Annotated in this window: 13 protein-coding genes; 8 read left to right on the forward strand and 5 right to left on the reverse strand. The window is 65.3% G+C overall.

Translation table 11 applies throughout. The features are described 5' to 3' along the window. Nucleotides 1-100 precede the first annotated feature (100 nt). On the forward strand, nucleotides 101-1,123 hold the full coding sequence (locus NV2_RS25830) for a serine hydrolase (RefSeq protein WP_084475464.1): 1,023 nt from the start codon (nucleotides 101-103) through the stop codon (nucleotides 1,121-1,123). A gap of 52 nt (nucleotides 1,124-1,175) precedes the next feature. Continuing rightward, on the forward strand, nucleotides 1,176-1,628 hold the full coding sequence (locus tag NV2_RS25835; protein ID WP_067879793.1) for an ArsR/SmtB family transcription factor: 453 nt from the start codon (nucleotides 1,176-1,178) through the stop codon (nucleotides 1,626-1,628). 15 nt (nucleotides 1,629-1,643) lie between these two features. Here NV2_RS25835 and NV2_RS25840 read toward each other — a convergent pair whose 3' ends face one another. Next, nucleotides 1,644-2,501 (reverse strand): MmyB family transcriptional regulator, encoded by an 858-nt coding sequence (locus NV2_RS25840; RefSeq protein WP_067879796.1) that lies wholly within the window; start codon nucleotides 2,499-2,501, stop codon nucleotides 1,644-1,646. Nucleotides 2,502-2,587: 86 nt separating this feature from the next. Here NV2_RS25840 and NV2_RS25845 point away from each other — a divergent pair, with 86 nt between their 5' ends. The 3 genes from NV2_RS25845 to NV2_RS25855 all read left to right on the forward strand — a co-directional run bounded on the left by NV2_RS25845 (nucleotide 2,588) and on the right by NV2_RS25855 (nucleotide 4,372). Next, a complete protein-coding gene (locus tag NV2_RS25845) occupies nucleotides 2,588-3,346 on the forward strand; it encodes an SDR family oxidoreductase (RefSeq protein WP_067879800.1) in 759 nt (252 codons plus the stop codon). Nucleotides 3,347-3,385: 39 nt separating this feature from the next. Next, on the forward strand, nucleotides 3,386-3,595 hold the full coding sequence (locus NV2_RS25850; protein ID WP_067879803.1) for a tautomerase family protein: 210 nt from the start codon (nucleotides 3,386-3,388) through the stop codon (nucleotides 3,593-3,595). A 216-nt stretch (nucleotides 3,596-3,811) separates the two neighbouring features. Then, a complete protein-coding gene (locus NV2_RS25855; protein ID WP_067879806.1) occupies nucleotides 3,812-4,372 on the forward strand; it encodes a TetR/AcrR family transcriptional regulator in 561 nt (186 codons plus the stop codon). Nucleotides 4,373-4,410: 38 nt separating this feature from the next. Here the strand turns inward: NV2_RS25855 and NV2_RS25860 are convergent, their stop codons facing one another. Next, complete coding sequence (locus NV2_RS25860; protein ID WP_067879809.1) at nucleotides 4,411-5,532, reverse strand: alpha/beta hydrolase; 1,122 nt, start codon at nucleotides 5,530-5,532, stop codon at nucleotides 4,411-4,413. A 393-nt stretch (nucleotides 5,533-5,925) separates the two neighbouring features. Between NV2_RS25860 and NV2_RS32865 the strand changes: the two genes are divergently transcribed. From NV2_RS32865 to NV2_RS25875, 3 genes are all read left to right on the forward strand, one after another. Then, nucleotides 5,926-6,129: a hypothetical protein gene (locus NV2_RS32865; protein WP_067879812.1), complete on the forward strand. Its 204-nt coding sequence runs from the start codon at nucleotides 5,926-5,928 to the stop codon at nucleotides 6,127-6,129. 142 nt (nucleotides 6,130-6,271) lie between these two features. Then, nucleotides 6,272-7,393 (forward strand): metallophosphoesterase, encoded by a 1,122-nt coding sequence (locus NV2_RS25870; RefSeq protein WP_157103097.1) that lies wholly within the window; start codon nucleotides 6,272-6,274, stop codon nucleotides 7,391-7,393. Nucleotides 7,394-7,491: 98 nt separating this feature from the next. Further along, the gene (locus NV2_RS25875) at nucleotides 7,492-7,737 is read left to right on the forward strand and encodes a GDP-mannose 4,6-dehydratase (RefSeq protein ID WP_067879815.1); all 246 of its coding nucleotides are present in this window, start codon (nucleotides 7,492-7,494) and stop codon (nucleotides 7,735-7,737) included. Nucleotides 7,738-7,898: 161 nt separating this feature from the next. Here NV2_RS25875 and cyaB read toward each other — a convergent pair whose 3' ends face one another. From cyaB to NV2_RS25890, 3 genes are all read right to left on the reverse strand, one after another. After that, the gene (cyaB, locus tag NV2_RS25880; protein ID WP_067879818.1) at nucleotides 7,899-8,471 is read right to left on the reverse strand and encodes a class IV adenylate cyclase; all 573 of its coding nucleotides are present in this window, start codon (nucleotides 8,469-8,471) and stop codon (nucleotides 7,899-7,901) included. A 7-nt stretch (nucleotides 8,472-8,478) separates the two neighbouring features. Next, the gene (locus tag NV2_RS25885) at nucleotides 8,479-9,858 is read right to left on the reverse strand and encodes a class I SAM-dependent methyltransferase (protein ID WP_067879861.1); all 1,380 of its coding nucleotides are present in this window, start codon (nucleotides 9,856-9,858) and stop codon (nucleotides 8,479-8,481) included. Nucleotides 9,859-9,937: 79 nt separating this feature from the next. After that, nucleotides 9,938-10,377: hypothetical protein (locus NV2_RS25890; RefSeq protein ID WP_307613579.1), on the reverse strand; the 440-nt coding region annotated here is incomplete at its 5' end.

Below are 10,377 nucleotides of genomic sequence, written 5' to 3' on the forward strand. Positions count from 1 at the left end.
CCCTGTCCGCTTCTTCACCGACGCGAGCCCAGCGTCGCCCTGGTGCAGATACAGTCATCTTGTTCGTTAGTTCGGAATTCCGGAATAAGAGAGATTGTACATGCGGATTCGGATGGCGCTGGCCACGATGGTGATTCCACTGGCCACGGGATGTTCGGGAACAGAGCCGGCGGCGCAGGCATGCGGGCCATCACCGGAACCGGGCGTCAGCTCGGCCGACGGGTGGCTGGGGCGTATCGACGCGGAACCGGAAACCATCTCCGTGTACGTGGACGACGGGAAGGGGAACGTCGTGCAGCGGCGGGCCGATGAGCCGCAGCCGACGGCGTCGGCGAACAAGGTGGTGCCGCTGGCGGCTTATGCGCGTGCGGTCGCGAACGGGGAACTCGACCCGCAGGAGCGGGTGCCGGTCGCCGAGTGGGAACGGTGGTATCTACCGGGAACCGATGGGGGAGCCCACGATCGGGCGCGGGCCCGGCTCGGCGGGGAAGCCGTGACATTGGACCAGCTGGTCAGTGCGATGATCCGGGAAAGTGACAACGCCGTACCCGACTACCTGCGCGAACGCCTCGGCGACCTGGCGATGATCGACGCAGCGGCCGCGGGCGGATGGGAAGAGTACCGCCCATCCAGCAAGCTCGGCGAGATGATCCGGCTGCTCGAGCCCGGCGGCGACGAGTGGGACACCGCCCGCCGCTACGCCTACGACCCCGCATACGGCGCGCATATCCGGTCCCGGCCGCTTCCCGCACCGCAAGCGCAAGCCCGATGGGCCGAAACCACGGCTACCGCGTCCGCCCGCCGGCTCGCGTCCATGCACCGAGCCCTCGCCGACGGCAGCTTCGGCGCCGGCGCCGACATCGCCCGGGCGCAACTGGAATGGCAGCAACCGCCACCCGGGTACGAGGCGATCGGTTTCAAGGGCGGAAGCTACCCCGGTGTCTTGGCGGACGCGATCTACTTACGAGCCGCGGACGGGACGGTGGCCACCGCCGTGCTGCTCGACCATCGCATGCCCGTCGACCTCTGGGCGGAAGCGATGACAACCCTGAGCCAGCAGCAAGTGCTGGTCGGCGCCATGGCGGACCCGGAGACGGCGCGCCGATTAGCATGCGCGGTATGACCGACACCCCCTCCGGCCCGGCCGAATCCGCGGCGGGCCCCAGGACTGCACCGTGACAGACGTCGAGGCCAAACTCGCCGAGCTGGAGGCGCGGATCGCGGCCCTAGAAGGACCGGCGCCCGCCGACCGCGGCGAGCGGGGCTTCGTCGAATACGGCGGCAGCGTCGATTTCGGCGGCCCGGTGGACTGGACGATCCGCTACAGCGCCACCGCGATCCGCACACTGCCCGCGCACGACCGGGTCGAGGTCCTGGCAGCCCTGGGCCATCCGGTCCGACAGGCATTGGTCGAGGCGCTGCTGGACGGCCCACGGACCGGTGCGGAACTCGCGGATGCCGCTGGCCTCACCTCGCAAGGACAGCTGTATCACCATGTCCGCGCGCTGATATCGGCGAAAGTGATCGAACAACACGGCCGCGGCTCCTACCGGATACCGGCCCCGAAACTCGTCCCGACCCTGATCATCATGACCGCCGCCGCAGACATCGCCGAAGTCCTGCGCTGAGCGCACTGCCGCTGGTCACTGGAGGTGGGTGAACTCCTGTGTGCCGACCACGCTGAGCAGGTCCAGCTTGTCCGCGCTGTCGGTGCCGATGGCCGGGGTGAACCAGAGCAGCCGTTGTCGGCCGTCCTCGCTGAACAGATTGAGGCAGTTGACTTCGATCAGGCCGAGGGACGGGTGAAGGATACGTTTGCGGTCGTTTCGACGGAACGCCACCTCGTGAGCCGTCCATAGCTCCGCGAATTCGGTGGAGCAGCTCAGCAATTCGGAGATGAGCGCAGCCGCTTCGGTATCCGACGCCGAGCGACGACCGGCGGCGGCCCGCAGATCAGCCACGAAGGCCCGGGACTGGGTTTCGTGGTCGCTCTCGGGGTGGAGCTGCCGGGCTCCTGGATCGGTGAACCAGCGGTAGACAAAGCTCGCCGCCATGCCCTCCAGCCCGGATTGATCGCCGAGCAGCGCGACGGCCCCAGCATTCTGCACCAGCGTGACATGCAGGTCGGTGATCACCTGGGCAGGTGTCCCGACCAGCCGGGTGAGCAGGTCGACCATCCCGGGATGGACGTGCGAGCTCGCGGTTCCGTCCCGCGGCACCGGACGATCGGCGAGGTGATAGATATGGTCGCGCTCGTCGACAGTCAGCCGCAGGGCGCGCGCCAGCGCCGCCAGCATCTGTTCCGAGGGCTGCGACCCGGCCCCACGCTCGAGCTCGTTGTAGTAATCCACCGACGCTCCGGCGAGTTGCGCCACCTCGTCGCGACGGAGTCCACGCACGCGCCGTCGCGCCCCGGAGACGAACCCGACCTCTTCGGGCCGAATCCGCTCACGCCGGGACCGCAGGAACGCACCCAGCTCGGAGTACTTCGCGATGCTCATGACATCCAGTCTGCGCCACGTAGGGCCTGCGACACAGGGGATGGGATCCCCTGGTACCCGCCGCCCGCGCCGCCGATAGTGAAGACATGACATCCACCGACACCGCATCAGGAAAGGCCGGACGGGTTGCCGTCGTCACCGGAGGTTCCCGTGGCATCGGGCGGGCGATCTCGCTCGAGCTCGCGGCCCGCGGCAGCACCGTCGTCGTCAACTACACGGGCAACACCGCCGCTGCCGAGGAAGCCGTGGCCGCCATCTCCGCGGCAGGCGGCACCGCGATCGCTGTCCAGGCGGACGTCGCCGACGAAGACGCCGTCTCCGCCCTGTTCGACCGCACCGAAGCCGAGTTCGGCGGCGTCGACATCGTCGTCAACTCCGCGGGCCGCCTCGCCCTGTCCACCATCGCCGATCTCGATCTGAATGTGCTCGACGCGATGCACCGCGTGAACATCCGCGGCACCTTCGTCGTTGCCCAGCAAGTGGCGCGGCGGCTGCGCGCCGGCGGCTCGTTCGTGAGTTTCTCGACATCCGTGGTCGGCACCCAGTTCCCCACCTACGGCGCGTACGCCGCCAGCAAAGGCGCCGTAGAAGCGGTCACACTGATCCTGGCCAGGGAACTACGCGGCCGCGACATCACCGTCAACACCGTGGCGCCCGGCCCGACCGCCACCGCGATGTTCTTCGAAGGGAAGACCGAGGAACAGATCGCCACGCTCGCCAAGACTCCGCCGCTCGAACGCCTGGGCACCCCGGAAGACATCGCCCGCGTGGTCGCCTTCCTCACCAGTCGCGAGGGGCACTGGATCAACGGTCAGATCCTGCGCGCCAACGGCGGAATGATCTGACGCCGAGACCGCCACCACCAACCACATAAGGAGATCACCATGCCATTCGCCAACTTCAAAGTCCCCGCGGGAACCATCGACGACGAAGACAAGCGCAAGATCGTGGAACGCACCACCGAGCTGTATGTCGAGATCTACGGCGAACGCGCTCGCGCGACCACCGTTGTCCTCGTCGACGAGGTCGTCGACGGAGGGTGGGGAGTCGGCGGGAACGTGCTGACGGCCGAAATGCTCGGCAGCAACACGTGATTCAGTCTTCTTGGCAGGATTGCCCGGTTCACGCTCCGAGCGCATCGGGCCGTCAGGGGATGGTCCAGCAGCACGGCCGTAGCGGCCGACCCTGAGTAGTTCGCGTCGGCCAGTGCACCGCGGCTTCCGCTGCGCACCTTCTGAAGTTCCCTGTCGGGACCGTTCTTGGCGACTGGTCAAGATAGCATCGGGGCTGGAACTAGGTCAGGACTGGAGATGCCTCGCAACAGACGTCCACAGGATCGAGAAGAGAAGCGTGCGGAGATCGTGGTGGCTGCTCGGCGGTTGTTCGTCGAGGAGGGATACGACGCAGCGTCGATGACACGGATCGCCCGGGACGCCGGAGTGGTGTCCAACACGCTGTACTGGTACTTCCAGGACAAGGACGCGGTATTGATCGCGGTCCTGGACGCGGTCCTGGCCGACTCGATGGCCTCCTACAACGAAGTTCTGGGCTCGGGGCTGGCTGATCGACTGCTATGGCTGGTCGCGGAATTGGAGCAGCTGGGGCGGTTGGTGAGCACAGTGCACACACGTGCCGAGGTGTCCGCGTCCATTCGGGAGTGGCACGAGCAGTTCCACGCGCTGGCCGAGGGATTGTTCCGGTCAGAGCTGATCGAGCTCGGCGTGCCCGCAGAGGAAGTGGATCCGCTGATCTCGATCGGCGTTTTCGTTGTCGAGGGCTTGCTGACGCATCCGACGGAACAGGCGCAGCGGCGCGCGGTGATCGAGACGTTACTGAACAGCGCTCGCAATCTTGCCGCAGCCGCCGGCTGAATGGCGGGGCATACGCACGTCCACGAGCCCGGGACAACCTACTGCGGGTTGCGTGCAGTGTAGTCGAATTGCGTTGCCAGGAAATAGAGTTGGTCACGCACGGCGCGTTCGAAATGCTCACCCACATAGATGTCGAAGTGGCCGCAGGGGTAGTTCTGGACATGCACGTGCGCCAAGCCCTGCGCGCGCCGCTTCGTGATCTTCGAGGGGGCAGCCGCGTCGTTGTCGCAAACACAGAGCAGAGTCGGAGTGTTGAAGCGAGCCAGCGCGCGACCGGGCCGATCGAGCGGAAGGCGCAGCACCAGCCGTGCCGCCAAGGCGTTCGCGGCATCGAATTCGCCGGCCGGGCCGCGCAATACGCCCCACATGCTGTTACGGCCGACACCGGTCACGGGTTCTTCTGCACCGTCGATCTCGGTCAGCTCGATGTTCTTCGACACCTGAGTCCGGACCGAGGGCAGCCGTTTCAACAACGCACTCGTGCGCCGCGAGAGCCGGGTCCCCGCCGGCAGGAGCGCAGAAGCGCCGGCCAGGGCGTCGGGTGAGGCCACGAACGCGGGCATCCAGGACGTCCCCGCCATGGGCAACAGGATCGGCTTCGCGCCGAACCAGGAACCGATTGTGTCGAGGATGCCTGCCCCGGTCAGCACTATCGCGCTCAGCGGGCCGGTCCGTAGCCGCGAGCGCAACGACGCCGGCCCGTCGGTGAAGGGACACTGGGCCACGACCGCCGCGACACGGTCGTCTTCGGAGGCGATTTGAATAACATGCCCGCCACCGAAAGAACTGCCCCACACTGCAATCCGGTCGACATCGACCTCCGGTAGCGTTCGCACGAACGCCAAGGCGGCATGCCAGTCGGCGCGTTGGCGGCCGATATCGAGGAGCTGGCGCGGCTCTCCGCCGCTGGCCCCCAGGTGACGGTAGTCGAACACCAGCACCGACCATCCCGCAGCTGCGAACCGTTTCGCGTAGGCATCCAGGCGCATCTCCCGCACCGCCCCGAGCCCATGCCCCATGATCACCATCGGGTGCGGGCCGTTCAGGTCGGGTGCGCTGTACAACCATGCCGCACACTCGTCCCGGCCAGAGGAGAACGAGACCTCACGCCGTCGCACCGTTGTCGCCTCGTGCCTATCGGCAGGCTCACTGATTTCCATGACTCGTGTCCTCCGCTTCACCACCGGTCTTCTTGGACGCCATTCAAGAAGAAGGTCGCGGCAACAGTAAAGGCTTCTTGGACATCGGTCAAGAGGCCTGCCGGTCACTGCCAAGATCTTGCGCCAAGGCACCCTCCACAGCGGCGGGACGCCGGGAGATCCGGAGGTCAACTGGTCAGGAAGAGGTGAACTGGGCGGGCTGCCACAGCTCCTCCGAAACTCGGAACAGCGGTCCTGTTATTCCGAGTTTCACCCTTAACTCGGAATAGCGGGCAGCCTAATCCGACTTTCGCGGAGCGACGACACCGCACGACGCCGTCACGAGGCAGCGGCGGCCGTCTGGCCTCATTGCGTTCCCGTATTCCGGCCGGCAGACGATCGACGAGGTCGGCGATGGTGACCGCTCGCAACGATGCACGCCAAGCGTTGTCGGCCTCGCTCATCAAGGTGTTGATCGCGCACGGCTTGGTGCACTGCTCTGGAGCGAGCGCGCCGGTGGCCGCGCTGTTGGAACGCGACCGTCCCGACCCGATCGCCGCCCTGTTGATCGCTTTGGGTATCGACCCGTCGGCAACACGAGCCCGGCTGCAGGGTTGACCGCGACGGCCGGGTGATCTGCCCGTGATCGTCAGGGCGCCTCGGGAACTGAATTAGGATCGAGGTGGTGAGCACTCCGTTGCCGGATACGGCGATCCGATCGGATTCGCATACTCGCCCCAGACCGTTGCGGGCAGTTGTGATGACCACGACGCTGGTCTCCGTGCTACTGGTCCTCTTCGCCGTCCCGTGGTGGACGTTGGTGATGTCCGGAACTCAGTGGCCCGCACTGGTAGTCGCACTGGGAACAGCGGGTTTTGCAATCACTCTCGTGGCCTTACCCGTGACGCTGGCATTGAGCCACGGCCGCCACCAACTCGACTGGGCAGGCATGATCGGCGACTCGATCCTGGGAATCGTGTGGGTGCTCTTCTCGTGGTCGGTGATCGGCACGATTGCGCGGCTGGTACTCGCCTTCGTGGGCGTGGCGGACCCGGTTCGCTCACGTTCGGTGGCCATTGCGGTCGTACTCGTCACCGTGGTTCTCCTGATCTGGGGCAATCGGGAAGCCATGCGAATTCCTCGGGTCAAGCAGGTCGAGGTCACCTTGCCACGACTCGGCCAGGGATTGGACGGCACCCGAGTCGTCGCCGTCACCGATACCCATTTCGGTCCGATCGATCGGACGAAGTGGTCGCTCGGAGTCGCTGCGGCCGTGAACGAATTACGTCCCGATATCGTGGCCCATGTCGGTGACATAGCCGATGGTCCCGTAGCGAAACGACGTGGCCAGGCGGTCCCGCTCGCCACCATGGATGCCGGGCTCGCCAAGGTTTACGTCACCGGCAATCACGAGTACCTCGGAGAGGCGCAGGGCTGGCTCGACTACATGGATTCGATCGGCTGGAAGACCCTGCACAACGATCACATTGTCGTCGAGCGCGGCGGCGATCGCCTGGTACTCGCGGGCGTCGACGACGCTACTGCGAAGTCGGCAGGACTGAGTGGACATGGCGCGAACTTCGAAGATGCCATGACGGGAGTCGATCCCGAGCTTCCGGTGCTCATGCTCGCGCATCAACCGAAACAGGTTGCCGAGTCCGCGGCTGCCGGTGTCGACCTCCAGATCGCCGGCCATACCCACGGTGGGCAGATCTGGCCGTTCAACTTCCTGGTCCGCCTCGATCAACCCACCGTTCACGGATTGAGCCGCCACGGCGACCGGACACAGCTGTATACCAGCAGAGGCTCAGGTTTCTGGGGTCCTCCTTTCCGTATCTTCGCGCCCAGTGAAATCACGGTGATAACGCTTCGTTCCGCTTGACGGTCACTGTGTGCGGCAGTGGGGGCCAAGGCGCCCGGCGCCTCTGAGATCTACGGCAGACGCAAGTCTGCGCGGATCTCGGCGTCAGCCGCGGGCGGGTGTCGCGGATCGAGCGTGGCGCCCACGACATCCCGGACCGACCCAACCACGATCGCCGCTACCTCATCGATCCGAGCAAGCTGGAAACCGAGCTCGGGTGGCGGCCCGAACACGACTTCGAGACCGGGATCGCTGAAACCGTGGCCTGGTATGTCGAGCATCGCGACTGGTGGGAAGCGATTATCGCCGACAAGGGCGAGCTCGGGTTCGACTGGAGCCAGATGGGACCGGCCCCGGCACGTTAACCCTCGGACCTGCCCCTCGGTATGCCGGAGAGACGCGCGCCGTGGGAGTGCGCGACGTCGGCGATCGACAGCACCACAGCGCGAAGTACACAGATTCCAGACGTGCGAGGCCGGGAAGAGGCGCCCGCACGCGAGGGGCGTACGGGCGCTTGCGATAGTCGTCATGCTCTCGCGTGTGCGCACATCACCAGGTCCCGATACGGGAGCCGCACGACCGGGAGCGTGGAAACCCCGATCGCCTGTTCGATGGCTTCGAGACGTGCGTCTGCGCCGTCGCTGTCGGCGGCGAGAATTTCGGTTTCGATGAAGGCGCCGACACCGGTCACGATATCGATGCTGACGACCGTGTCGTCATGGTCAGGGTGTCGGTAGGTGGTTCGTACTTTCTCGACCCGTACAAGTTCGACCATTCCGACCGCGGCGAGCAACGCGTTCGCCGCGCCCGCTTGTCCGGTGTCGGAGAGCTGAACGTTGGTCTCCAGCTTCGCGATAATGCCGTCCTCCGAATGGGTTGCCGTGCTGGATGGCGGCTTGTAGGTGATTTCGGCCGACCCGTTGCGTTGTCGTACCCGCAGGCATTCGACGGTTTCCATGTAGTCGACGTCGGGCCGGCTGTAGTAGGTGTCGATTTCGGTCAGCGAGCTGACTTCGCGGTAGCCGAGTTCAGTGAGGCGGTGGCGCAGGGTTTCACTGTCGGCGAGTTCGCGCTTGCGCTCGACCTCGATCAGATTCATGCGGGGATCATCCTTTCCAGTGAATTGCGGTGTGCAGTCGAGCAAGTGTCGGTTTCGAGCAGATCGCCTGCAGGGTGCCGAGAGCGCGTTGCAGGGTTTCGGTGTCGCTCAGCGGGATGTTCTGGAACAGCACCATCTGCTTCGCGTCGACGAGCGGGTTCGATAGACGGTGGGTGAGGAATCGGTTGTAGTAGTGCCGGTTTCGGGTGAACACATCATCGGCCGACACCGGCATCAAGACCAGGTCCTGACGGGAGTGGGCGTTGATCGAATGCACCGCGAACGCCGAAAGCAGCTCGTCGATGGTGAGGTAGGCGTAAGTCTCACGGCCTTCACGAGTCAACCACGAATCCCAGGTTCGGTCACAGTCGTCGGCGCCCTGCTCGGCCGCGGACAGGAACGCCATCAGGGCTACGTCGCTGACGGCGTCGAAGATATCTCCGTCGATCACGTGATGATCATCGAACGGTTCACTCACCGCGAGGACATTCGCCCGTTGCATCGCCGGCATCCGATCCGATTCCGTCAGGGCGTAGTGCACTCGTTTGTGGCCGGTCCGGAGGTCGATCCAATCTCCGGACAGGGCTCCGTCCAGAACCGGCCGAAACCCGAGGACTCCCGACCTCCAGACATGGTCGCGGCAGGTGATGTAGTGCCGTTGCACCTCGCGAAAGAGCCCAACCGGCGCCTCGATCACCGCGCAGACCCGCGTATCAAGTTCGGCTACTGGCACGATGCGCGAGTTCTGCCGGACGACAACCTCGTCGTCGTGATGGTGATACGGATGGGTTCCTTCCCGCAGGTAGTGCGGGACGAACATGCGCCAGAACTGCAACCAGGAGTGTGAGCTGTAGGACTGCACGACCCGCTCGTGCAGGCTCGGCGCGGCGACGGCATAGACGTCCCGATAGACGAAGTACCCGTAGGGATGGAGCACGGTCGGCAGTGTCCGCATCAAGGTGTGTAGTCCGGAGTAGGCGCCACCGTAGGAGTAGACCTCGTGCATCAGCGCGGACGCGCTGATCACGTCGACCGGCTCGTGTAGCAGTTGCCCGATGTCCTGAGCCCATCCGTGCACCAGCACGCACGACCCGACCGCATGGAACCGTGTGATCGCATCTGTGAGCGAAGCCGACGAGATGTCGGGTGCCTCCACCAGTGTGAGCCGTAGAGGGCGCTGCTCCTCGACTGCCCGGGTCGCGAGGTAGTCGACGGCAGCGCCACCGCCCGGGCCGATCTCGACGATATGCGGTTCGGTCGATTCGATACGCCGTAACGCCCGATGTACGAGTAGCCCTTTCTCGTCGCCGTGGTCGTTGGCCGCGACGTCGAGATAGGTCGCGGCCGACTTGTGCTCGTGAGCGAAATGGTTCGGAGCTCCGATCATTTCGGCCACCAGATCGTCGCCGCGATCACCAGCAGCGGTAGTCCGATCGCGATCACGAAGCCAAGCAGCACGAGACCACTCATGGGGTCACCTGCGTGGATGACCAACGTGCGAAGCTGAACCGCGGTGTCACGGTTTCCACGTCGGCCACGTTCATCACCGCGTTGAGTTCGAGTGGGCTGAGGTGATCGGGCGCCGGCAGAATCACCAGGTCGGCGCCGGCGTTTCGGGCCTGGTCGGCAGTCCGCAGCACCGACCGTTCGCAAGGCCACACAACGTAGTAACCGAGTTGGTCTGCAAGTCGCAGTATCTGAGCGCGGTCCGCTTCTGGTGCGCGGCTGAAGTCGTAGTCAATCCAGCCGAAAGCGATCGAGACATTCGAAGTGCCATCGGCCCCGCCCGCACGTGGTCTACGGATCGGGCAATCGGCCTGGGAGGGTTCAGTCACGCGACGCCCATGGAGCGCACGTAGGCCTGCAGCGACCCGTACCAGAAGTGCGTGGTCCTTGCGACGGCTGG

The organism is Nocardia vermiculata NBRC 100427, from assembly GCF_001613265.1.
Classification (GTDB): domain Bacteria; phylum Actinomycetota; class Actinomycetes; order Mycobacteriales; family Mycobacteriaceae; genus Nocardia; species Nocardia vermiculata.

Coding starts and splice junctions, on each gene's coding strand:
- NV2_RS25830 (WP_084475464.1), top strand. CDS start 101: ATGCGGATTCGGATGGCGCTGGCCACGATGGTGATTCCACTGGCCACG.
- NV2_RS25840 (WP_067879796.1), bottom strand. CDS start 2,501: ATGAGCATCGCGAAGTACTCCGAGCTGGGTGCGTTCCTGCGGTCCCGG.
- NV2_RS25845 (WP_067879800.1), top strand. CDS start 2,588: ATGACATCCACCGACACCGCATCAGGAAAGGCCGGACGGGTTGCCGTC.
- NV2_RS25850 (WP_067879803.1), top strand. CDS start 3,386: ATGCCATTCGCCAACTTCAAAGTCCCCGCGGGAACCATCGACGACGAA.
- NV2_RS25855 (WP_067879806.1), top strand. CDS start 3,812: ATGCCTCGCAACAGACGTCCACAGGATCGAGAAGAGAAGCGTGCGGAG.
- NV2_RS25860 (WP_067879809.1), bottom strand. CDS start 5,532: ATGGAAATCAGTGAGCCTGCCGATAGGCACGAGGCGACAACGGTGCGA.
- NV2_RS32865 (WP_067879812.1), top strand. CDS start 5,926: ATGGTGACCGCTCGCAACGATGCACGCCAAGCGTTGTCGGCCTCGCTC.
- NV2_RS25870 (WP_157103097.1), top strand. CDS start 6,272: ATGACCACGACGCTGGTCTCCGTGCTACTGGTCCTCTTCGCCGTCCCG.
- cyaB (WP_067879818.1), bottom strand. CDS start 8,471: ATGAATCTGATCGAGGTCGAGCGCAAGCGCGAACTCGCCGACAGTGAA.
- NV2_RS25885 (WP_067879861.1), bottom strand. CDS start 9,858: ATGATCGGAGCTCCGAACCATTTCGCTCACGAGCACAAGTCGGCCGCG.